Origin of the sequence: Jannaschia donghaensis, from assembly GCF_001403795.1 — a bacterium.
Taxonomy (GTDB): Bacteria; Pseudomonadota; Alphaproteobacteria; order Rhodobacterales; family Rhodobacteraceae; genus Jannaschia; species Jannaschia donghaensis.
In genome coordinates, this window is the sequence record NZ_CXSU01000005.1 from 1 (window position 1) to 21,037 (window position 21,037).

Genomic DNA, 21,037 nt, shown 5'->3' on the forward strand with positions numbered 1-21,037 from the left:
AAGGACCAATGGCGCGGGATGGAGCAGCTCGGTAGCTCGTCAGGCTCATAACCTGAAGGTCGTAGGTTCAAATCCTACTCCCGCAACCAACTTCCGCGAAAACCTCTCCAGATAACGCATCGAGTCCGCTTGGGCCTGATTTGCGCAGCATGTCCAGGAGATTGCCTTCGATCGTAAGACGATGGGCGTGCGCACCTTCATCCCAATCTACGACGATCCGGTCCACGAGTTCGTGCAGCTCGTCCGCCGCGCGGCCCGCGATGAGCTCCTGCGACAGCGTCGTCGCCAGATCGGCCACCATCTCTCTATAGAGTTCCGGCAGATTGTCCGGCAGTTCCACCGTCGGCGGCACGATCCTGTCCCGACGCACCCGCATCTCCTTCAGTTCGGCATCGATGGCGTTCAGCCGGGCGACGAGAACCGACGGATCATTCCCCAGTTCGATCGCGCGCAGCAGATTGCGGTGCGATGTCTCCAGTTCCCGAATCCGGGCATCGTGCAGCTTGAGCGTGTCCTCCGCGCTCCCCTGGCTTGCCCGGAGCCGGTGATGAAACCGATCCCTGAAAGTCTGGTAGGCGTCTGGCTTCATCAATTCGCCGCGCAGCCCGGATAGCACCAGGGGGAGGGCGCGGCTCTCTCGCAGGCCTCGGAAGCCTTCGCAGACGCTGGCCCCCTTCTCCTTCGCGCTGGCGCAGTAGTAGGTCTTGTATTTGCCAACCCCGGCGATGGTCATTGAGCTTCCGCACCGCGCGCAGGTGAGCAGACCGGACAGCAGATATTTGCGACGCCGGAGCGACTGTCCGGATGACAGGGCTTTGCGGTCCGTCGTCTCGAGTTTGGCGCGCCATTTCGTCAGGCCGGTTTGGCGCGCCTTCACCTCGTTCCAGAGATCCTGCTCAACGATCCGCAGGTCAGGCACATCCACGGAATGCCACTTGCTCTCGGGGTTCAGTTTTGAGACCCGCCGATCCGTCGCTGGGTTCTTGGAATAGGTCAGCTTGTTCCAAACCCGGGTGCCGATGTAGATCTCGTTGTTCAGGATGCCGGTGCCGCGTGCGCGGTTGCCGTTGATCGTGTTCTGCTTCCAGTGGCCCGACGATCTTCGCTTCGTGCCGACGGAGGGGGAGGGGATGCCTTCAGCGTTGAGCCGAGCGGCGATCGCGATCGGCGACAATCCGGCGGCGTAGTCGCGGAAAATCCCGCGCACGACGGCGGCTTCGATCTCATCGATGGCAAGCGCGCCCTTCACCGGGGCACCGCGCTCATCGGTGCCGGGACGGTAGCCGTATATGCGGCCGCCACCGCTCTGGCCGCTCAAGACCTTCCCTTCGACGCCGCGGCGGACCTTGTCCGAGAGTTCTTCCAGGAACATCGCGCTCATCAGCGAGGAAAGCCCGAGGGTGAGGGCGTCGACGCGACCCCGGCCGACGGTGTGGATCTCTACGCCGGCGTAGCGGGCGTCCTTGTAGAACCGGGCGATGTGCTCTTGGTCGCGCGAGATCCGATCGACGGATTCCGCGAGGACGATGTCGAAGCTGCGCGCCTGCGGATCGAGACCCGCCGAGAGTTCGGCGAAGCCGGGCCGCGCTTGGCCGACCGACCCGCTGACCGCGCTGTCGGAGATCTCCTTGATCACGGTCCAGTTGCGCTCCCTGGCGTAGCGCCGGGCCGTCCGCAGCTGATCCTCGGTCGACATCGGGTTCTGCATGTCGGTGGAGTAGCGCGCGTAGAGCACGGCGCGGCGTGGAATGCTTTGGTGGCTGGTCATCAGATGGTCCTTCGTCGGGCGGCGGTCTCTTCGAGATGGCGGGCGATAAAGCCCCTGAAAACCGTGTTCAAGGGGCGGCACGTCCGACTTGGTCCGCAGCTTCGCGTCCACGATAGTCAGGCGAAGTAAGGGAAGTCTTTACGACGATTGGAAAAACTGTGTGCCAGAATGAACAGATGGCGGTAGACCCATCCTATCGCGTCAGGTGTCGCCTCCTGCTTCTCCCGCCCTTGCGAGAGTCTGCGGACCGCGGCTTCTGCGAGAAGGTCTATCAGTCTGTCGAGCGGCATCGGCGGAGTCCTTTCCTGTTCGGGCATTCGACAACCGACACGGCGGACGCCTACCCGAGACCGTCGCACAGCGATGGCCACAAGCGCCCGCGGGACAAATCCCGTGGGCGCGTCTCGTTTGGCGGGGCGGCCTGGTTGTTATTGACCGGGTCGACGGAGCACCCGAAGGCCAGCCCTCCAGGACATTGCAAGGTCGGCGGCGTCCTGCGCCGCGCGGTGGGTCGTGCGCCGCCGCGCCCGCGTGTCGTAGACGGCTTTGAGGGCTGCCGAGATCCCAGCGCGGCTCTCTACGAACACAGTCCAGGCCGCGTTGTCGAAATCCTGTATGCGGAGGGTGGGCGCGCCCGGTCTCGTCGCAAGCAGTCGATCCAGCCAGCGTTGATCGAACTCCGGCGCGTCCGAAATCAGCACGGCATCCCCGATTGCGTCGGTCGCCCATCGAGCGACATCGGCGGCGGGATCGGCATCATCGAGCGCGGAGCGTGGGATGCGGTGCACCTCTGCGCTTTCCGGGGACCACGCCGTCTCGGACCAAGCTGGATCGGGGCGGATGAGTCGGCCTGTCTGCGAGATCGTGCCGTCCGGCTCGATCCGCGCGAGGCCGATCTCGATCGGCCAGCTGTCGGAAAAGAGGCTCGAAGCCTCGAAGTCGATGAAGATGAGCATTGGGAAGCCTGATGAGAAGATGGAAGGGGAAGGCGGCGCGCCGACGGGAGCAGCAGATGGATGGATGTCGGCGCGCCGGCCGCCGGTGTGATCCGGTTCGGCGGCAAGAGGCATTGGCCTCTCAAGGACGGCGCGCGAGACGCGCGCCGCTTCGTTGGGTCGGTGAATCAGTCGACCGTCATCATCGCTTGGCTGATGCGAACGGCTTCGGCATAGTCGAGGGCCTCGTGTGTCGCCCGCGCGAGCCGTTCGAGCAGCGGCAGGGCGTCGTGCAGAGCCTCCGCCGCAGGACTGCGGACCCTGCGCTTGTCGTGAGCCTCCGTGCAGCCGACGAGACGCCGAGGGTCGATCTCGACACGCTCTTCCCTCGTGCCAGCGGAGATGGCAGCGCGAACGTCGGCCATGACGTTGTCGAGACAGCAGGCAAGATCGGCCATGATTGCATCGCCGTTCCGCAGGAGCACGAGCAGAGCTGCCACGCCGTCGTGAGCGGCCCCGTCGAGGTGTGGGAGAACCCGCAACGACAGATGGTCCGACATACTCCGCCGCAGTTCGACGACGGCAAGCATCTTGTCGATCAGCGGGCCAATCGGCAGGCGGGATCCCGCGGCGCTCATTGCGACACCGCCGTTCCTGGTGCCGTCGCAAGGCTGACGGCTGGTCTTGCTCGACCGGTGCCATCTTTCCGCCCCCTCATACGAAAGCGTTGCGCCCGGGCCCGGCGGTCCGCCGCGATATCCCGTATTGCATAGATGCGGCCCCTCACGAGGTTCATCACCTCGTAGGGCTTCCCCTCGATGCGGCCCAGCACGGCGGAGCCGGTCGCGCCGCATAGGGCGAAGCCGCTGTGATCCAGCGATACGAGGACACGGCGCGCCCCGACGAAGCGGGTGGGGCGGTTCAACCCTGCCGCCGCGTAGTCCTCCCGACGTCGGACGTGCACCTCGTAGCCGATGTTCGACTTCCGACGCGATGTCGTCCCGTAGGCGATTAGGGCGAAGCGGTGGTCGCCACGTTCCTCGATGTCGAGGATCAGGCACGGCCGCGCTTTCGGGTGCGCCCGGTTGCCGTCCTCCGCGAGTGGGAACCGGAACGACACGATGTCGCCGGGGCTGATGTGATCGCGCCATTCCGCGGTCATCGTGTGAATGATGGGGGTGCTGTCGAGCATCTCGACCTCCTTGCGTCTCTAAAACGCCGCACCTCCCGATCTCACCCCGGACCGGGGCGTCGTCTTCGTGCGCGACACAAGGCGCGTGCACGAAGACGACGATCCCAAGGCCCGAGCCTCAAGCTGTCCTCTGTGTCGTGGCAGGCGGAGCCTGACCGTCCGATTTGATCGTCCGGTGATGATGGGGAGAGCGTCGAGAGGGGGCACCCCTCTCGACTTCGGTGGATGGTAGCTTGCGGCCCATTCCGGACTCCCATAGTGGCCTCCAATGCTGCAAGGCGCGATCCCTTAAGCGGACGTTGCTTGTGGTGGGTCGTGTAATGGCTATCATAGTGCTAAATTTTTGAAGGATGGTACGTGTTGATGTGTGCAGATAGAGGAGTATCCGGATAAGGCCGACCGGCTATTCAAAGTCATGATGCGCCTGGAATTTTCATTAAAGGAAAATGGTTATTGCAAAGGCATAAATAGACAGGCCGCCGAAGTCGATTGGGATGGGTTTGCCAATGCTTGCCTTGGAGCACCGTTCTTCGAGCTAATCAGAGCAGCAGGCAATGTGAACGTCCTTATCCAGACCCCGCCAAAACGCCAATTTGTAGATAGAAACGGCTACTTAAGTTGGGAGCCGGTTGGTGCAGTCTCGAACATCCAAGAATTAATAGGGTCTCTGCGTCGGGTTAGAAACAACCTCTTTCACGGAGGGAAGAGTGGCGACCCTGATAGAGATCGAAACGACGCACTGGTCGAAAATGCGCTGTCTGTTGTGGATGATATTCTACTGTACGACGATGATTTGCGAAGGATGTTCGAAGGCACCTACTGATCCAGCCCGTTGCCTACGCAACACGGATAGTCAGCAAGATCGATCGCGAAGCAACAAAGCTTCATGGTGGCGAGTGTCGACGCGAACTGTCGGAAGAAGGGGCCGCACCGAGTAACGGTACGGAACAGCAAAGGGTCCTATCCCTTGACGCTAACTTTCAAACAGACGACTGTAGTACATCGTCTCAAAGACAAGGCAGGTCTCTGCCACATGGCAGTGGTGGGCAACAATGAACAAGCAACGCGGATCACCCATAAGATGGGCTGGGAGCAAAGCGTCATCTGCCTCCCAGATAATGCCTCTGCTCGATTTTAGACGTCCTTACATCGAGCCCTTCTGCGGATCTGCGGCCTTCTTCTTTAAGCAGAAACCAGATTTCTCATATCTAAACGATAGCAACCCTGCTCTAATTTCATTTTATGATGAGCTTTGTCGAAACCCTGCAGAGGTCTGGAAAAATTACGATGACACGCCGATTGATGAACCTACCTATTACGAAAAGCGGAAAGAATTCAATCAACTAGAATTGGGCACGAGGAAAGCATCACTCTTCCTTTACCTTAATCATTATGGCTTCAATGGTATCTTTCGAACAAACAGGAAGGGCGAATTAAACACGCCATTTGGGGCGCGAAAGAAGATACGGAATAAAATGTCTCTCGAGGAGATAACTTCACATTCTGAAGCCCTGAAGGGCGTCTCTCTCTACTGCGGTGATTTCGAAGATTTCTTGAAAAACCTGTCGCCTGAAGGTTGTTGTATATACATGGATCCGCCATATTTCACAGATGACTCGCGGGTGTTCGGAGAATATGGAGCTTACACTTTCAAAGCGATAGACCTTCAAAGACTGCTTGACGTAGCGATAGAGCTGGCTGCTTCAAACAATAAGATTGTGATCTCGTATAAAGATTGCACTGAATTTCGAGATTTGTTTCGGGCAACAATAAGGTCTGAGATAACGGTACAAAGAAACGTGGGTGGGTTTGCTGGTAGGCGGAAAACCGATCAAGAGCTAGTGGCAATTTTTCAGTAATGCGCTTTTTAATCCTAAGCGATATACACTCGATATCTTCCGATCTCTCTAAGCTACAAGCCTATGACAGCGGAAAGGTAAGCATTTGCGACATCGAGAGCAAAGACGTTCAAAGCAACCCGCTCCTCGGAATTTCAAGCGCTCTAGCAGAGTACAGCGGCAAGCTAGATGGTGTCTTATGTCTGGGTGACTTAGCACACCATGCTAAAAAATTGCCGTTGCAAGAGACTTGGAGGGTAGTCCACAAAATAGCGGATGAGTTGGGGGTCAGTTTGGTGCTTGGCGTGACAGGAAATCATGACATAGCTTCAAGGCCAGAGGATTTTGAGGAACTGGAGAACATCAAGTATATTCGAGGAATTGAGCCGAAGTTTCCTTCCACGGATTGTACCTTCAACGACGCATACTACTTAGACGGCGTGGCGGCAATGGATGTGGGCAAGACTACGCTTATCTGCATCGATACGTGCCGTCTTCATGGCTACGGCGGCAGCCAGAAATCAGACGTTTTCTCTGTCGGTAACATAACTGATGATATGATCTCTGCCGTTGTCGAAAAAGCTGACTTTACCGATTCAAAGGACGTTGTCGTCCTCATGCACCACCATCCAGAGCCCGTAGATGAGGTCTTCGACAGAGATGCTGATGTCATGAGCAGAGGAAAGCAACTAATGCTCGCATTAGGCGCTGTGTCTAAGCCAATTTTTTTACTTCACGGTCACAAGCATATGGTCAAAATCAAGTATGCACAGGGAAAGATAGATCCAATTACCATACTATCTGCAGCCAGCTTGTGCAGTTTACCATATAGTGTTGAGCATCAGCTAGCTGCAAACCAGTTCCACGTCCTCGAAATCGGCGAAGATCTCGGAGAGTTCGGCGAGCGAGGTATGTTGCTTTCGTGGGAATGGCGAGTGAACGCTTGGAAACCTAGCCACCAACCGTACATGGCGCACCAGTTGACGATTGGTAGGCCGCCCGAGTTGACTAAACTTCTAAGCTCGCTTCGAAGCGTTTCGTTTGTTGGCTTCATGTCGAGAGAAGAACTGTTGCAGCAGGTGCCAGATCTTATTTTTGCTAGTGCCGCAGAACTAAACGAGCTTAATGCTGAGTTAGCTGCGAATGGAAGGTCGATACATCATACGAGCGGCCAAATTAAAGGAATGCTTTACGAGGAAGAACGATGAGTGAGTTTCTCTCCAGCTTTAATGCAAGGAACAGCTCTCCAGAGCAGATTGCTGCCACTTTTGTTCCTCCAGATCGACTGCGGGATATAGCAAGCTTCTCGAACCTGGTTCTGGTGGGGCCTAGGGGAATAGGAAAAACCACAGTTCTCAAAGTCCTCACCGCATCCGGACTTCATCATTTGCAGAAGCGCGCAAACGTGCCAGAGCTCCCGATCGATTATTTACCAGTCTACATACCAGCTGAGAAGATGTGGAAAGGTAACTCGGAAGCAATTGCAAAAGCCGGATTCAGCGCTGAGCTTCAGAACCGGGTCCTTGACGGGTTATTTGTAAACCATTGCTTGTACCATCTGGTTGCTTCAATGCAGGATTGCGCCAAGATAGGAAAAGAGTACCCTACTGGTGAAAACCCTCGCTGGGCTCTTCAAGTCAAGCCTGAGCAGGAAGAACAGATCTCACGGCTCGCATCAGATCTCTGGGAAATTGAAAAAATACAGACATCGTTCATTGGTCTCAAACTCAGCTTGATCAAGAGGACCAACAAGTTCTGTACGGCCGTAAACTCAATGCAGTCCGCCGAGCAGACAGCAGAGCTCTCAGGTGTACCTAAGCTTAATATTCTTAAGATGCTACAAGGCTTCTTTGATATCACTGAGGAAGTGTTAGGCGTTTCACGCTGGAGCATTAACTTCGACGAGATGGAAATAGCGCCTCACCGCTTAGTACACGAACTGTTTGAAAATCTTCGTTCATTCGATCAGCGCGCGGTGCTAAAGTTCTCTTTGTTCCCTTACGTAGAATTTTACAATTGGCTGCATGGTCCCAATGTAGTGAGCGACAGCCCAGGACCAGGCAACGACTTCATATCAATCAATTTAGCCAATCGTTTCACGCATTCTGACACATCATTCTCAAATGCTCTTGTTGAGGGAATCTGCGCGTCTAGGAAGATTAGCAAAGAGGTTTTTCGTGACTATCTAAATAGCTCATCCGCGATACCCTCTGGCACACGCCTGTTCGAAGAAAGCGGCCTTCATCGTGGGCATCCAGGCATTCTTGAACAGATCATCAAGGATCGTTCAGACCCCAGTTTCCTTGAGTACGTGAACGGTAAAGGAATTCACGAGCCTAGCGACATTGAGCACTTGACGGAAAACAAGCGAGCAGCTTTCGTCCGCAAACCTTTTCCCATCGCTGAACTGCGAATGTACTACTTAAAGGAAAAGCCAAGTGTCGAAGACGGTGTTATGAGGCGGTCGATAAAAGGCTACGGATACTACCATGGGTTTGATCAAATTTTGACGCTTACCGAAGGTAACCCCAGAGCAATCCACTTTTACGTTAATGAGTTAATTGACTCGTTCACGTCTCGACAGGCTTCGAGCAGTGCTCAAAATGCTGCAATTGGCAGAAATGTAAATCGCTTCCGGGCGTTTATTGCTACGCAAGCCGTCCCACACACTTCGGCGCAGGGAATGCTACGCAACACTCTTAACGTTGTAGACCGCCTTGGAGCAGATCTTTCGAATTTTTTGTTCGATCGGAAATTTCGACCAGAGCCACCTTTGTCATTTCAATTCAAGGACCTTGACCAAACTACGAAAGAAATCATTGGTATAGCTATCAATGCCGGAGCAATTGTTCCTGAACAACCATCAGATGACAAACACTTGATTTTCGATTTAATAGGCTACCGGATGAGAGTATCGCACCGACTGTCACCATACTATCCGTTGCCGACCATCACTGGGAAATCAAAGCTGTTGCGGCGAATTCCGAGATCTAAAAATGAGATAGATGCTCAGCCTGATCTTTTATCTTATAGGTTCGACGATGACTGACATTTTCCCAGTATCGAACATTGATAGTCGGACAAGTGTTTTCGTTGGTTGCATCGGATATGAGGACCGATCGTCCTACTTGTTGAGGGAGGACTTCAATGACTCCGAGATAAGCCATGTTTTGTTCGACTATCGAGCGGTCGATGGCGATGGTGTCGGGTTGTGCTCTTATGACAGAAATTTAGAAATCGCTAAGCGCATGGGGGCCAAATTAGAGCCTGATTTTAATCGTTTTCTTGAGATACTCTCTTCGACAATTGGATCGCAACAGAATCCGAACTTGATATTAGATATTACGTCTTTTGATCGCTCTAAGATGGCCGAACTACTTCTTCAGGTTTTCCGTCTTAAAGACGCACTGAGTCAAATTCGCTTAATGTATAGTCCGAGGACTTTCCAGCCATTTGAAATGGTGAAATTTGATGTCGTCCAGTCATTTGGTCCGGTCCTCCCGGAGTTCTTTGGCTCAGCAGATGGGTTTGAAAAGCCACTGTCGCTTGTTCTGGGGGCCGGATACGAATTTGGAAAAGCCGTAGGAGCAGTAGATACACTGGAGCCGGATCATATCTACTGTTTTAGGCCAACTGGTACTGATCCAAGGTTCGATCAACACATCGATCAAGCCAACGTAAATTTTAGTTTTATGGATAAACAAGAAAACATCTTTGGATACGATCTTAACGATGCTTACACATTGTACTCTGATTTGCGAAGGCTAGTGGAGTACGAAGGTGTTGAGCGTTCAGTCCTTTTGCTACCTCTTGGACCAAAGCTATTTGCGGCACTTAGCATTCTGATAGCAACGGTATTGCACCCTACCGTAATGGTTTGGAGACATTCAACAGTATCTGCGGCGCAACCAGAGACAATAACTGACGCAGAAACTACTGGTGCGATCGTTGAGTTCGCTTTTCGTTTTGCAAAATAGAGAGGCTATTGGAATACTCGGCTCTGGAGCCCTTAAGCGCCTCTGTGAACGTCCGCTTCTTGGCGATCGAGTTGACCATTGTGACTTCACAGCGAACTTCCGCTCTCCCGCCCGAGTTGTCGATGACATCTACTCGGATCCGTCGCGTCCTACCAAGCCTGTCCCAAAGTGCAGGCTTGGTAGGACTCACGGGACCCACCCTTACGACCTCCCGCGCTGCTTGCCCACGAGCGTGGCCCTTTGGATATCGTGAGCAAGGTCGTATGGTGATGGCGTGCCATGCATCGTCCACCGGCCCGTCAGAAGACGCCAGGGGTTCAGGGGAGTGGCGAACGACGCCTTGACCTGCCGGGAGGCGAGCAGGGGGATGCAAGGGGGAGTGCGGAACGATGACCCTTGCTCCGGCGGAAGGCCCCTGGAGGGTTCGGGAGGGCGGAGCGTTTCCCGACCGACGCGTAGCGGCGCCGGGGTCCGGGGGTGTCCCCCGGCGAACGACAGCCTGTGCACAAAGGCGCGCGCAGCGCGACGACTGCGCAGGTTGATTAGTGAGTAGAGGCCTCTGCGCACCCCGCGACCGACATCTGACAGACCACGATTTCCCGATCACATGATCCGACAACATCTCCCCGGTTCCTGCGGTCCCGGAGATGAACCATGCTCGATCAGTCCCAACCCGAATGCCCCGTCGTCTGCCGCTTTCGCGGTATGTCTCCGTCCGATCTGGGCGGCTATGAGAAGCACCGCATCCGCAAGGGCGGAGACCTTGGACACGTTGATCGCTCCCGGTCTCATAAAAACCGGCCTTTGATCGGAGAGGACGACTGGGCTGCGCGCACTGTCGCCATGATCGACGACATGAAGGCGGAGAACTTCGCCGATGAACTCGAGACACTCACCAAACGTCGCCGGATGTCGCAGATCAAGGCACGGATGGTCGAAGGTCCACGCGATCCGTGGCGTGCCACGCGCCACGGCCCTTTGCGCGAAGTGATCCTGACGGCCAACCGCGACTGGTTCGCGGTGATCGAGCCAGACGGCGACAACAACATCGATTTCGAAAAGCGCGAACGGGCCTTCGAGGCGAAGGCCGTCGAATGGCTCCGCGAGAACTTCGGCGACGATGTCGTTCACGCGCGCGCCGATCTCGACGAAACGACCTACCATATCCACGCCATCATCGTGCCGAAGGTGCAGGTCGACCTGAACGGCACGAAGCGCTGGATGCTCCAGCCGTCCAAGCACCCGCTGATCAAGAATTACGAGGCGGCTCAGGACAGCGTTGGACAGCACTTCGCGTCCATTGGCCTCGTTCGGGGCGAGCGACGGGCGGCGGCGGTGCGGACGGCACGGCAGAATGGCCAAGTGCCTCCCCCCTATCGGGAGCACGTCCGAACGGTCGACTGGCGGAAAGCCAAGGATACGAGGATCGTCGAGACCTTGCGGGAACTCAATAAGCGCGAGACCGTCATTGAGCAGTCGGAAGACGATCTCGTGGCGGCTCGGCAGATGATGGGTCAGCGAGAAGATGCCGTCGCGAAGCGTGAGGCCAAGATCGGGAAGCGGGAGCAGGCTGCGGAAGCGAAGACACAGGAGGCGGACACCATCTTGGCGATCGGCGAGGGTCTCGCTGCCGACGACTTCCAGATCGAGGATGCGGATGATGCACCACGCCTGATGGATGCACCGGCGGCACCTTCGGGACGTCTGGCGAAGCTGAAAGCGAGGATCGCTTCATCGCCGGGCGCACGGTCGGGCGCGCTCCACGTCTTCTCGAATGCGCTCAAGGCTCTGCGCAAGCGGGCGCGCGAGGAGGCGAAAGCCGAAGTCGCGGCAGAAACCGCCGAGATCCGGCGCGCCGACGACACCATCGTCGAGATCGCGCGAACGCTGCCTCGCGTTGAGCGTGAGAAGATCGGAAAGATCAGGCGGTCGCTGTCGGCTGCGATTATGGCTCTCAAACCGCGCAGCGACGGCTCTGCGGTGGACCCCAAGAAGGCTGATCCGCGATAGCGAGGGAGAAAAATACGTTTAAATACCGTTGTTCGACAACAGGTTGCCTGGTCAGGCCATTTTAGTTCAGAAACCGATGTTTTTTTCCCGATCGACCTCACACCACTCTTCTCCTGTCCGCGGCAGAACAGTCGATCGGAGGACAGCAACCTAACCAACGAATGAAGGAACACCGACGATGAAAACTCTCCTCTCCACCACCTACTTCTCCGCAACTCCCTTCTACGCTTTCGCCGACGGACGGGGCAGCGGCGACGCCAAGCCAAAGCTGTCCGCGCAGGAGCGCGCGATCAAAACCCTCGTGGGGGCGATCGGCAAAGACGCCAAGGCCGAGGCGCGAGAGGAGGCCGCGCGGCGAAAAGCCATTGGCGAGCTCTTCACGAGCTTCATCGAGGACGCCGACGAAGATCTCGTCGTGGCCGTCTTCGCGGGACTGGAAGTCCCCGCGACGAAAGCCAACCGCAAGCGCATCGCCGCGCACCCGCTGCGCCCGGCCAAAGTCGATGCCATCGTCGAGAAGCGGCTAGCCGAGATCGAAAAGGCGAAAGCCGAAGAGGCGGCCGAGCGCGAGCGCCTTCGCGTTCAGGATCTGGCCGAAGCGGCCGACGCCTGATCCTGCCCTCCCGTCCTCCGCATCATCGCGGAGGACGGCAAACCCTGCCGGCGGTCGTGGACTCCTCGTCCTCTCCGCCGGGTCTCCGGATCATCCCGAAACCGGAACGAAGAGCGTCGTTTTCGATAAAGTCCAATGCGCGCTCCCGCAACCAATACTAATTCTTCATCAATATCAAATATTTGAAAATCCTGCGTTCCGCGGGATCTCTCATCGTGTCCAATCGACAGCGACAGCAGGGCTGCAAGAGCACCTTCGAGATGGATCCCCAACCGGCCGGTCACATCATCGTTGCGGCTGCCTTGGGTTTGGCCCCGCCCCACGGCGCGCGGATCAGCGTCCGGGACGGCGAGGTCGGAGTGGACTTGCCAAAGCGAATGACCCGCGACGCGCTGGACCGCCGCATGGCGGCGGTTCTGGCCGGGCGCGCAGCGGAAGACCTGATCCTCGGCAGCATCGGACACGGAGCAGGATACGGGGGCGGGGCCGACCTGGAAGTCGCACGGCAATCGCCCTGACGGTCGAGACGGAATGGGGCCTGGCGGATCACCTGATCTACGCGCCAATTCCACCCCATGAGCGTATGCGTCTTCCAGAAGGCCTGCGCCGCCGCGTCGAACGGTATCTGTCCACCGCTAAACGATGGGAGCTCGATGTTCCGACACACCACGAAAAGGCTCTCATCGACATCGCCGCCGGGAACGTGTGAGTGCGACCTTGACGCGGATCGGATCGCGGATCTCACGCGCTCGATGCGAAGGGCGTGCAAAGATGCCGTCTCTGCCGCGCCCGCCTGCAGGCTGCACTAAGGTCGCCCGGTGGCGACCGCGCTGTACGTCTCGACCGGCGAACCCGTGGTAGCGGTCGACGCAGCAGGACGCGAGTAACCTGACGAGACTGCTCAAAGGGCGGATCGCAGACCTTCGTTGCGTGACGTGCGGAGGTCCGAAGTGCGGGACGAAGTGGTCATTTGTCGACCCTTCTCCGATGGCTCATATGTGTCGGGTCTCAGGTCGGCACCAGTCTCGTCAGGGAAGGGGCGTAGCCGTAATGGATGCCGACAAGTATTGTCCGGAGGTTGCTTGACCATGTCAGGCCCTGACCGTCTGCACAGCTGGGGTCATCGGCACCGCAGCGGCGCGACCGATTGCAAAAGCATAGGTAGTGCAAGAGCCGCGTCCTCGATCATGTGCGCGAAGATCTACAGCTCGGCCGGGACGCCGTCCTGGAGCAGGTGGTGATGTTCGGCCAATGCGCGCGAACCCCATTTTCGACGGAAGTTTCGGGATGCAGTTCGAGGAGCAGCACCAGCAGCCCCGAAGCGGAGGATTGCAGAGCGGTGCAGATGCCGCTTCTGCCTAGCGGACCTAACAGCGGCGCAATGGGCGTGGCCGTTTGTTTCAGACCCACCCGGTCCGTGCGGAGGGCACGGGCGTGGCGACTATCGTGCGTGTCAGATCGGTAAAGCCCGCGACCTGATGGCAGGCCAACGCCTCGCCCTTTTCGGCCATGGCCAGATGCGCCTCGCCGACGACGCCGTCGTTGGAGAGGTCGGATGCGATCCAGCCGAAAGACGTAGGCCCGATAGGAGAAAGATCGGACGTTTCGGCGGTCGAAGCGAAATCCTGCGCCAGCTCCATGTCGACCGTGTCGGGGCGGAAGGCGAGCATGAGCGAGGTCTCCCGGTCACCGCCATGGATGCCGAAGGCCTCCTCCCGCGCGGAGAAGAGACCCTCGGGGGCACCGAAGCTGCTCCATTGGGTCTTCACCGCCAGCATCCCGGCGCGCACCCGTAACTCGCGGCTCAGGATCGACACGAGGTCGAGGTTGCCGCCGTGGGAATTGACGATGGCGAGCTTGCGCAGCCCTGCGCGCGCGACCGACAGGCCGATCTCGGTCCAGGCGGCGAGGGCGGTTTGCGCGGTCAGCGTCACGGTGCCCCCAGCCCAGAGGTGTTCGTTCGACTTGCCGACGGTCTGGACCGGCAGGATCAGCAGATCAAGGTCGGCGGGGCAGGTGGCGCGCAGACGCGTCAGCATTCCTTCGGCGATCAGCGTATCGGTGCCCACGGGCAGGTGGGGGCCGTGCTGTTCGATCGCGGCGGTCGGCAGGACGGCGATGGTCCGCTCCGGGTCGAGCCCGGCGAAGTCGGGCGCGCGCAGGTCCAGCCAGTCGCGGGCGCTCATGTCGGCACCTTGGGTGCGTAGGTCGCGTCCAGACGGCTGGCGAGGTAGTCCGCCGCGCGGATCGGCGGGTATTTCGCCGCACCGGTGCCGGGCAGGGCGGTGACCAGCGCGTCTGGGTTCGCCTCGACGAAGAAGGCGACCGACCGGCGGGTGCGCGCGGGCGGCAGGACGCGGTGCGGCGTCGAGACGTAGATGTCGTTCGACCAGCGCATCAGGCAGTCGCCGATGTTGACCACGTAGGCCCCCGGCACATGCGGCACATCCGTCCAGTCGCCGCCGCGCGGGCGCACCTGCAACCCCGGTTCGCCGTCGGTCATCAGGAGCGTGATCGCGCCGTAGTCGGTATGCGCGCCGGCCCCGATCTCGCCCGCCGCGCCGGTGGCGGGAGGGTAATGGAGCAGGCGAAGCGCCGAGAGGGGCGCGTCGAAGAGGGGGGCAAAATGGTCGGGGGGCAGGCCCAGATCCTCGGCCAGGAGCGACAGGATCGCCACGCCCTGCGCCTGCGCGGCGTCGTAATAAGCCAGCATCTTCTCGCGGAAGCCCGGCAGGGGGGGCCATTGGTTCGGGCCGCGGAACGGCTCGCCCACACGCGGGTCGTTGGGGGCCAGGTCGTAGCCGATGTTGAAGGTCTGCTTGGTGTCGACCTCGCCCCGCGTCTCGTCCAGGCTTTCGACGCCGGGGCGGGCCCAGCCGCGATAATGCGGGGTGTTCGAGATCGCGACGGCCTCCTTCTCGCCCTCGGGCAGGGCGAAGACGGCGTCGGACAGGTTAAGGACGCGGGTGCGCAAATCCGGATCTATGTCACTGTTTTTCAGAAGGAAAAACCCGGTGCCGCGCACCGCCGCGCCGAGGTCGGCCACGAGGCCCGCGCGGTCGCTGCGCGCGCGGGTCCAATCGAGAAGGGGGATCATGCGACGAGCCTTTCCATGATGCGCCCGACGCGCGACAGATGGGCAGCGCGGCTGTCGGGGGTGGAGCTGTCCATCAGGTGATGCGCGGCGTAGTACGTGCGGCAACGGCGCGCGCAGATCGAGCGGACGCCGCGGGTCAGCGTGCGCTTGCCCGGCGCGCCGATCACCTGCGTCAGCCACCAGGACGCGCCGCAGGTGGTGAAGACGCCGATCCGGGTGATTTGCGCCAGGCCGGGGCGGATATTCTCGGACCCTTCGGGCATGATGAAGGCGACGCCGGGCACCAGCACCCGGTCGAGCCAGCCTTTGAGCATCGCGGGCAGGCCGTACCACCATGTCGGATAGACGAAGATCAGCGTGTCGGCCCATTGCAGGTCCGCCACATCCTGGGCGACGGCTTCGGTGTTCGCCGCCTCGTCGAGGTAGACGTCGAGGTCCTGCGCGGTGAGGACCGGCGTGAAGTTGCTGCGATAAAGGTCTCGGACGCGGTATTCAGCCTTGGCCGCCTCAAGCCGGGCGGTGACTTCCGACAGGACGGCGGCGGAGAAGCTGTCGGTCTTGGGGTGGCAGAAGACGATCAGGGCGCGCATCATAAGTCCTTCATTTCCCGACCGACTTTCGACAGGAACCCGGCCCGATCGTCAGCGGTGGCGCGGTTCATGTCGTAAAGCGCCAGGTAGCGCGTCTTGCGCGGGCGGCAGACGTGCCAGACGGCGCGGGTGACGCATTTTCGGGGTGGGTCGCCGACGAGCATGGCGCGGAGTCTTGTGCCGCCGTAGGTGGTTACGGCGGCGAGGCGGCGGATCTGGGTGAGGTTGGGTTTCACCTTGCCGTCTTCGAGCCGAAAGGAAACGCCGGGCAGGAAGACGCGGTCGAGGAAGCCCTTGAGCATCGCCGGGTAGCCGAAATTCCAGACCGGAAAGACCATGACGAGCGCCTCGGCCGCCTCGAGCCGCTCGACGTAACTTTCGACGGGGGAACGATTTTCCGGCACATCGTGGTAGCCCCGTCGCTCGGCGTCCGAGAGGACCGGATCGAAGTTTTCGGCGTAGAGGTCGCAGTCGTCCACGCTCCAGCCCCGGTCCGTCAGCGTGTCGACGACGCGGGTGTGAAGGGCCGCGTTGAAGCTGTCCTTCATGGGGTGGGCGGCGAGGACGAGGGCGTGGGTCACGGCGAAACCAGGGTCGGATTTCGGGGGTGATCCACGTCGGATATGCGTCACCCGTATCGGATCGCACCATCGAGCAGTAAAGCCGTGGGTTCGGTGCGCAGGTGCGATCATTCCGCTGCCTGCATCTTGGGGTAGGCGTACATCGTCTCGAAGCCGAAATCGGGATCGTCCCAGGCGATCATCTTGCCGGGGTTCAGGAGGCCCTTGGGGTCGGCCTCGCGCTTGAAGGCGAGCTGGCGGTCGTCGACGGCCTGTCGCCCGCCTTCCTCGAGGGTATAGCGGTGTGGGTTGAAGATCATGGCGCCAGCGTCCTCGTGCATCTTCACGATCTCGTCGAGGCGGTCCTCGGTGGTGAAGTTGACCAGTGATAGCCCCGCGAACATCACTTTGCCGTTCTCGCGCAGCACTTCGAGGTGCTGGAGGACTTCGGGCGACAGCGCGTCGCGCATCTTCTCGATCAGGTCGAGATGCTGGGGGAAACCGTAGCGGACCTGGAGGTAGGTGATCGACGGATCGACCTTGAGCGCGCGCAGGGTGGTGTGGTTCCAGCCGTATTCGAACACGGCCCCCGGCCCGCGCGCCCAGTCGTGATCGTCGTTGCGATAGATGAGCGTGAGGTCGGGGTGGCGGCCGAGGAAGGTCAGGAAACCGTCCATCGAATGGGGCGCGACCATGAGGCCGACGAGGCTGTCGCCCTCGTCGACATGGGGGGCGACGCGGGCGAAGTACGCCTTGGCGATGGGGGCCTCGAACACCGTGGCGAGCTTGATGAGCACACCGTCGAGATTGGCGAGCCCTTCGGCGAAGCGGGTGGCTGCCATGAAGTCCTTGGAGGTCACGAACATCTCGACCCAGTCGTAGGCGGGGGCGAGGGGGATCTCGATCTCGGTGATGATGCCGTTGGTGCCGTAGGCATGGCTGACGCGGGCCAGCTCCTCTCCCCGGAACTCCAGGATGCGCGGTTCGGCCTCCATGGTGACGACGCGCAGGCGGATGATGTTGCCGAGGTCGCGCAAGCTGCCCCAGGTGCAGGACCCGACGCCGCCGGACCCGCCGGCGATGAAACCGCCGATGGTGGCCGTGGCCCAGGTGGAGGAGAACATGCGGATCTCCTGGCCCGAGTGGTCCTTGGTGGCGGCGTCCAGATCCTTGAGCAGGATGCCCGGTTCGCAGATCACGCGGCCCGGCGCGATCTTCTTGACGGCGGTCATGTGGCGCAGGTGCATGACGCAGCCGCCGGCGAGTGGCATTGCTTGACCGTAGTTGCCGGTTCCGGCCCCCCGCGTGGTCACGGGGACGTCGTGTTCGTAGCAGGCCTTGAGCACCTCGATCACCTCGGCCTCGGATTTCGGCGAGACGACGAAATCGGCCTCCACGTGGTCGAGCCGGTCCTTGAGGACGGGGGAATACCAGAAGAAGTCGCGCGACTTGGCGCGGATGGCGGCCTCGGACTGCTCGATGTCGAGATGGGCGAGGGCGGCTTTGGCGGCGTCGAGGTTCATGGCGTCGTCTCCCACAGGTGGTCGAGGTCGGAATAGGCGGGCAGGGTGCGGTCGATGGCCCGGCCACCGCGCAACACGATACGGTCGGATTGCGGGCGGGCGTGGAATTCGGTCCAGTCGCGTGCGTTGAAGAGGACGAGGTCGGCGGGGGCACCGGGTTCGAGCGTCTGCGCGGGGAAGCCGCAGGTGGCGGCGGGCTGGGTCGTGAAGGCGGTGACCCAGTCGTCGCGGCTGTGATCGAGGTGGGCGATGCGCGTGGCCTGTCGCATGACCTCGACCATGTCGAGATCGCCGTAGGCGTAGAACGGATCGCGCGTGTTGTCGGAGGCGAAGCTGACGGGGATGCCGCGGTCGCGCATCTCGTGCACCAGGGTCACGCCACGGTTGCGGGGCGTGCCGGGGCCCCGGTCCTGCAGGTAAAGGTTGCACATCGGCAGAGAGACGACGTGGAGGCCGGCGCGGGCCACGAGGTCGAGCGTGTCCATCGCGCGGGCGGTCTCTTGCGTGGAGAGCGAGCAGCAATGGCCGACGGTGACCGGCGCGTCGAAGCCGGTTTCCAGCACTGTTTCCGCGATCAGGCGCAGGGTTTCGGAACCGGCTTCCATCGTCTCGTCCACGTGGAAGTCGGCGGCAAGCCCCCTCTCGGCGGCCATGCGGAGGAAGCCGCGCAGGCGGTCGGCGAGGTCGGGCACCGGGTAGGTCACCATGCCGAGGACGCCGCCGTGATGGGACACGAGGTCGGCGGTATCGCGGAAATCGCCGTCTTCGGAGAATTGATCGCAGCCGATGAGGCAGACGCCCTGCAGGTCGATGCGCCCGGCCCAGTCGTCGCGCAGCTCGGCGAAGACGGGCCAGGTGATCTGCGGCTGCGGCGGAATGGAGTCGAGATGCGTGCGGATGGCGCGGGTGCCGTGAGCGTGGGCGCATTTGAGGGCGAAGGTCATGCGGGCGCGCAGGTCGTCGGCGTGCCAGTTGGCGTGGTCGGCGCGCACGGATGCGAGCGCCCCCATGAAGCTGCCGTCGGGGTTCGACGCGCGGGGCCAGATGTGGCCCTTGTCGAGGTGGGTGTGCATGTCGGTAAAACAGGGCAGGGCCATGGCGCGGGCCATGTCGACGCGGGGGCCGGGCGTGTCGGTCAGCCGGCCGTCGGCGATGTGCAGGTCGGTCACGACGAGGTCGCCGGCTTGGCCCAGAAGGCAGGCGGGGACGGTGACGTCGGAGAGGGTGATCGGGCCGCTGGGCAGGGCGCGGAAATCCATCAGCCCTCCCGGCTCAGCGCGCTCTCGTGCCATTTTCGCAGGAGGAGATGCGACAGGAGTGACAGGGCCGCGAAGATGAACACGCCCATCGCCGCCACGAGGGCCAGGGCCGCGAACATGCGCGCGATGTTGAGGCGGTAGCCGGCCTCCTGAATGCGGAAGGCGAGGCCCGCGCCCACGCCGCCGGTGCCCGCCACGAGTTCGGCCACCACGGCCCCGATGAGCGACAGGCCCCCGGCGATCTTGAGGCCGCCGAGGAAGTAGGGAAGGGCCGAGGGCAGTTGCAGCATCGTGAGCCGCTGCCAGCGCGAGGCACCGTAGATGCGGAAGAGGTCGCGCAGGTTGTGGTCGACCGAGTTGAGGCCGAGCGTGGTGGAGCTGAGCACCGGGAAGAAGGCGACGATCCAGGCGCAGAGCAACATGCCCACCGTCTTGGAGGAGACGTAGATGAAGATGAGCGGCGCGATCGAGACGACGGGCGTGACCTGCAGGATCACGGCGTAGGGATAGAGCGAAAGCTCGACCATCCGCGACTGGTTGAAGAGGATGGCGAGGCCCGCGCCGCCGATCACCGCGATGATGAGTGCCAGAAGCGTGATGCGCCCGGTCAGAAGGGCGGCGTCCCACAGGATCGGCCAGTCGGTCGTCAGCGACTCCCACACGAGGCCGGGGCCGGGCAGGATGTAATGGGGGATCTCGTTCCAGGCGACGATACGGTCCCAGAGCCAGATCGTCGCGACCATCATCACCAGCGGCAACAGCCAGCGCGCCGTCCGCTCCATCCGGCGGCCCCGGGCACGGCGCGCTTCCTCGGCGTCGACGACAGGCGGGGCGGTCAGGGGGGCGGAGGGGCCGGCGGGGCCGGTGGAGGCGTCGGTCATGCGGCCTCCGCCATGGCGTGTTCGAGCGCGGTCGAGGCGGCGCGGCAGTGCGCGGCGTAATCCGCGGAGGTGCGGAACGCCTCGGTGCGCGGATAGGGGGCATCGACGCGCACCTCCTCGATCACGCGGCCGGGGCGGGCGGCCATGACGACGATGCGGTCGCTGAGGAAAACGCTCTCGAACACGGAATGGGTGACGAAGATCACGGTGCAGCCGATGCGTGCCTGCATCGCCAGAAGGTCGTTGTTGAGCTTGAAGCGCGTGATCTCGTCGAGGGCGGCGAAGGGCTCGTCCATCAGGATGAGGCGCGGCTGCGTGACCATGGCGCGGGCGATGGCGACACGCATCTTCATGCCGCCCGAGAGCTCCCGCGGATAGCTGTTCTGGAACCTGTCGAGGCCCACGAGTTTGAGCGCGTTCAGGACGTCGTCCCTGACCGAAGGATAGGCGCGGCCTTCCAGGCGGAAGGGCAGGAAGACGTTCTGCGCGACCGTGGCCCAGGGCATGAGCGTGGGTTCCTGGAACACGACGCCGAGATCGCCCTTCTGGCGCGGGATGGCCCAATCGATCCGTCCCGCGGTGGGCTGCGACAGCCCCGCCATCAGGCGCAGCGCCGTCGACTTGCCGCAGCCAGAGGGGCCGAGGAGGGAGATGAAATCCCCCTCCCGCACCGTCAGGGACATGTCGCGCAGCGCCTGCACGTTGCCGGGGAAGACCTTGTCCACGGCCTCCACCGTCAGGAGGGCCGCACGGCTGTCGATGGGGGCGACTTTGGGCATCGGCTTCTCCGGGAC

The 21,037-nt window shown here is 60.9% G+C and carries 20 protein-coding genes and 1 tRNA gene; 9 read left to right on the plus strand and 12 right to left on the minus strand.

All coding sequences use genetic code 11. The features are described 5' to 3' along the window. The first annotated feature begins 12 nt into the window (after window positions 1-12). Window positions 13-89: transfer RNA gene (locus JDO7802_RS00475), tRNA-Met, on the plus strand. Here JDO7802_RS00475 and JDO7802_RS17510 read toward each other — a convergent pair. From JDO7802_RS17510 to JDO7802_RS00500, 4 genes are all read right to left on the minus strand, one after another. Continuing rightward, complete coding sequence (locus tag JDO7802_RS17510) at window positions 68-1,879, minus strand: recombinase family protein (RefSeq protein WP_245624070.1); 1,812 nt, start codon at window positions 1,877-1,879, stop codon at window positions 68-70. The two genes, JDO7802_RS00475 and JDO7802_RS17510, sit on opposite strands and share 22 nt — an antisense overlap. Before the next feature lie 317 nt (window positions 1,880-2,196). After that, window positions 2,197-2,838, minus strand: a complete 642-nt coding sequence (locus JDO7802_RS00490; protein ID WP_144430468.1) for a hypothetical protein — start codon at window positions 2,836-2,838, stop codon at window positions 2,197-2,199. A gap of 53 nt (window positions 2,839-2,891) precedes the next feature. Then, the gene (locus JDO7802_RS00495) at window positions 2,892-3,341 is read right to left on the minus strand and encodes a hypothetical protein (RefSeq protein WP_055081746.1); all 450 of its coding nucleotides are present in this window, start codon (window positions 3,339-3,341) and stop codon (window positions 2,892-2,894) included. Beyond that, on the minus strand, window positions 3,338-3,895 hold the full coding sequence (locus JDO7802_RS00500) for a hypothetical protein (protein ID WP_055081747.1): 558 nt from the start codon (window positions 3,893-3,895) through the stop codon (window positions 3,338-3,340). The genes JDO7802_RS00495 and JDO7802_RS00500 overlap by 4 nt, the downstream gene beginning before the upstream one ends. A gap of 415 nt (window positions 3,896-4,310) precedes the next feature. Here JDO7802_RS00500 and JDO7802_RS17820 point away from each other — a divergent pair, with 415 nt between their 5' ends. The 8 genes from JDO7802_RS17820 to JDO7802_RS00520 all read left to right on the plus strand — a co-directional run bounded on the left by JDO7802_RS17820 (window position 4,311) and on the right by JDO7802_RS00520 (window position 12,851). After that, window positions 4,311-4,718, plus strand: a complete 408-nt coding sequence (locus JDO7802_RS17820) for a hypothetical protein (RefSeq protein ID WP_144430469.1) — start codon at window positions 4,311-4,313, stop codon at window positions 4,716-4,718. A gap of 229 nt (window positions 4,719-4,947) precedes the next feature. Next, the gene (locus tag JDO7802_RS17515) at window positions 4,948-5,754 is read left to right on the plus strand and encodes a DNA adenine methylase (RefSeq protein ID WP_083480951.1); all 807 of its coding nucleotides are present in this window, start codon (window positions 4,948-4,950) and stop codon (window positions 5,752-5,754) included. Then, window positions 5,754-6,941, plus strand: a complete 1,188-nt coding sequence (locus JDO7802_RS00505) for a metallophosphoesterase family protein (RefSeq protein WP_055081748.1) — start codon at window positions 5,754-5,756, stop codon at window positions 6,939-6,941. Before JDO7802_RS17515 ends, JDO7802_RS00505 begins: the two co-directional genes overlap by 1 nt. Beyond that, complete coding sequence (locus JDO7802_RS17825) at window positions 6,938-8,782, plus strand: ORC-CDC6 family AAA ATPase (protein ID WP_144430470.1); 1,845 nt, start codon at window positions 6,938-6,940, stop codon at window positions 8,780-8,782. The genes JDO7802_RS00505 and JDO7802_RS17825 overlap by 4 nt, the downstream gene beginning before the upstream one ends. Next, window positions 8,739-9,710: a hypothetical protein gene (locus JDO7802_RS17830; protein WP_144430471.1), complete on the plus strand. Its 972-nt coding sequence runs from the start codon at window positions 8,739-8,741 to the stop codon at window positions 9,708-9,710. The genes JDO7802_RS17825 and JDO7802_RS17830 overlap by 44 nt, the downstream gene beginning before the upstream one ends. A 654-nt stretch (window positions 9,711-10,364) precedes the next feature. Continuing rightward, entirely contained in the window at window positions 10,365-11,720 is a 1,356-nt protein-coding gene (locus JDO7802_RS00510; protein ID WP_055081749.1) for a plasmid recombination protein, read from the plus strand. Between the two features lie 178 nt (window positions 11,721-11,898). After that, complete coding sequence (locus JDO7802_RS00515; RefSeq protein ID WP_055081750.1) at window positions 11,899-12,333, plus strand: hypothetical protein; 435 nt, start codon at window positions 11,899-11,901, stop codon at window positions 12,331-12,333. A gap of 260 nt (window positions 12,334-12,593) precedes the next feature. Then, complete coding sequence (locus JDO7802_RS00520) at window positions 12,594-12,851, plus strand: hypothetical protein (RefSeq protein ID WP_055081751.1); 258 nt, start codon at window positions 12,594-12,596, stop codon at window positions 12,849-12,851. 882 nt (window positions 12,852-13,733) lie between these two features. Here JDO7802_RS00520 and JDO7802_RS00525 read toward each other — a convergent pair. From JDO7802_RS00525 to JDO7802_RS00560, 8 genes are read right to left on the minus strand one after another with little or no spacing between them, the layout of a single operon-like run. Further along, window positions 13,734-14,519, minus strand: a complete 786-nt coding sequence (locus tag JDO7802_RS00525) for a creatininase family protein (protein WP_083480952.1) — start codon at window positions 14,517-14,519, stop codon at window positions 13,734-13,736. Then, window positions 14,516-15,430: an isopenicillin N synthase family dioxygenase gene (locus JDO7802_RS00530; RefSeq protein ID WP_055081752.1), complete on the minus strand. Its 915-nt coding sequence runs from the start codon at window positions 15,428-15,430 to the stop codon at window positions 14,516-14,518. The genes JDO7802_RS00525 and JDO7802_RS00530 overlap by 4 nt, the downstream gene beginning before the upstream one ends. Next, a complete protein-coding gene (locus tag JDO7802_RS00535; protein WP_055081753.1) occupies window positions 15,427-16,020 on the minus strand; it encodes an NAD(P)H-dependent oxidoreductase in 594 nt (197 codons plus the stop codon). Before JDO7802_RS00535 ends, JDO7802_RS00530 begins: the two co-directional genes overlap by 4 nt. After that, window positions 16,020-16,652: an NAD(P)H-dependent oxidoreductase gene (locus JDO7802_RS00540; RefSeq protein ID WP_306455338.1), complete on the minus strand. Its 633-nt coding sequence runs from the start codon at window positions 16,650-16,652 to the stop codon at window positions 16,020-16,022. The genes JDO7802_RS00535 and JDO7802_RS00540 overlap by 1 nt, the downstream gene beginning before the upstream one ends. 56 nt (window positions 16,653-16,708) lie before the next feature. Then, window positions 16,709-18,103 carry an FAD-binding oxidoreductase gene (locus tag JDO7802_RS00545; protein ID WP_055081755.1) on the minus strand — a complete coding sequence of 465 codons (1,395 nt, stop codon included), beginning with the start codon at window positions 18,101-18,103 and terminating at the stop codon, window positions 16,709-16,711. Next, complete coding sequence (locus JDO7802_RS00550) at window positions 18,100-19,362, minus strand: cytosine deaminase (protein WP_055081756.1); 1,263 nt, start codon at window positions 19,360-19,362, stop codon at window positions 18,100-18,102. Before JDO7802_RS00550 ends, JDO7802_RS00545 begins: the two co-directional genes overlap by 4 nt. Continuing rightward, window positions 19,362-20,243: an ABC transporter permease gene (locus JDO7802_RS00555; RefSeq protein ID WP_055081757.1), complete on the minus strand. Its 882-nt coding sequence runs from the start codon at window positions 20,241-20,243 to the stop codon at window positions 19,362-19,364. The genes JDO7802_RS00550 and JDO7802_RS00555 overlap by 1 nt, the downstream gene beginning before the upstream one ends. Then, on the minus strand, window positions 20,240-21,022 hold the full coding sequence (locus JDO7802_RS00560) for an ABC transporter ATP-binding protein (protein WP_055081758.1): 783 nt from the start codon (window positions 21,020-21,022) through the stop codon (window positions 20,240-20,242). Before JDO7802_RS00560 ends, JDO7802_RS00555 begins: the two co-directional genes overlap by 4 nt. Between the last annotated feature and the right edge of the window lie 15 nt (window positions 21,023-21,037).

What these genes read in the sequence shown, in the direction of transcription:
- JDO7802_RS00490 (WP_144430468.1), bottom strand. Translation starts at nt 2,838, where the DNA reads ATGCCTCTTGCCGCCGAACCGGATCACACCGGCGGCCGGCGCGCCGAC.
- JDO7802_RS00495 (WP_055081746.1), bottom strand. Translation starts at nt 3,341, where the DNA reads ATGAGCGCCGCGGGATCCCGCCTGCCGATTGGCCCGCTGATCGACAAG.
- JDO7802_RS00500 (WP_055081747.1), bottom strand. Translation starts at nt 3,895, where the DNA reads ATGCTCGACAGCACCCCCATCATTCACACGATGACCGCGGAATGGCGC.
- JDO7802_RS17820 (WP_144430469.1), top strand. Translation starts at nt 4,311, where the DNA reads ATGATGCGCCTGGAATTTTCATTAAAGGAAAATGGTTATTGCAAAGGC.
- JDO7802_RS17515 (WP_083480951.1), top strand. Translation starts at nt 4,948, where the DNA reads ATGAACAAGCAACGCGGATCACCCATAAGATGGGCTGGGAGCAAAGCG.
- JDO7802_RS00505 (WP_055081748.1), top strand. Translation starts at nt 5,754, where the DNA reads ATGCGCTTTTTAATCCTAAGCGATATACACTCGATATCTTCCGATCTC.
- JDO7802_RS17825 (WP_144430470.1), top strand. Translation starts at nt 6,938, where the DNA reads ATGAGTGAGTTTCTCTCCAGCTTTAATGCAAGGAACAGCTCTCCAGAG.
- JDO7802_RS17830 (WP_144430471.1), top strand. Translation starts at nt 8,739, where the DNA reads ATGCTCAGCCTGATCTTTTATCTTATAGGTTCGACGATGACTGACATT.
- JDO7802_RS00510 (WP_055081749.1), top strand. Translation starts at nt 10,365, where the DNA reads ATGCTCGATCAGTCCCAACCCGAATGCCCCGTCGTCTGCCGCTTTCGC.
- JDO7802_RS00515 (WP_055081750.1), top strand. Translation starts at nt 11,899, where the DNA reads ATGAAAACTCTCCTCTCCACCACCTACTTCTCCGCAACTCCCTTCTAC.
- JDO7802_RS00520 (WP_055081751.1), top strand. Translation starts at nt 12,594, where the DNA reads ATGGATCCCCAACCGGCCGGTCACATCATCGTTGCGGCTGCCTTGGGT.
- JDO7802_RS00525 (WP_083480952.1), bottom strand. Translation starts at nt 14,519, where the DNA reads ATGAGCGCCCGCGACTGGCTGGACCTGCGCGCGCCCGACTTCGCCGGG.
- JDO7802_RS00530 (WP_055081752.1), bottom strand. Translation starts at nt 15,430, where the DNA reads ATGATCCCCCTTCTCGATTGGACCCGCGCGCGCAGCGACCGCGCGGGC.
- JDO7802_RS00535 (WP_055081753.1), bottom strand. Translation starts at nt 16,020, where the DNA reads ATGCGCGCCCTGATCGTCTTCTGCCACCCCAAGACCGACAGCTTCTCC.
- JDO7802_RS00545 (WP_055081755.1), bottom strand. Translation starts at nt 18,103, where the DNA reads ATGAACCTCGACGCCGCCAAAGCCGCCCTCGCCCATCTCGACATCGAG.
- JDO7802_RS00550 (WP_055081756.1), bottom strand. Translation starts at nt 19,362, where the DNA reads ATGGATTTCCGCGCCCTGCCCAGCGGCCCGATCACCCTCTCCGACGTC.
- JDO7802_RS00555 (WP_055081757.1), bottom strand. Translation starts at nt 20,243, where the DNA reads ATGACCGACGCCTCCACCGGCCCCGCCGGCCCCTCCGCCCCCCTGACC.
- JDO7802_RS00560 (WP_055081758.1), bottom strand. Translation starts at nt 21,022, where the DNA reads ATGCCCAAAGTCGCCCCCATCGACAGCCGTGCGGCCCTCCTGACGGTG.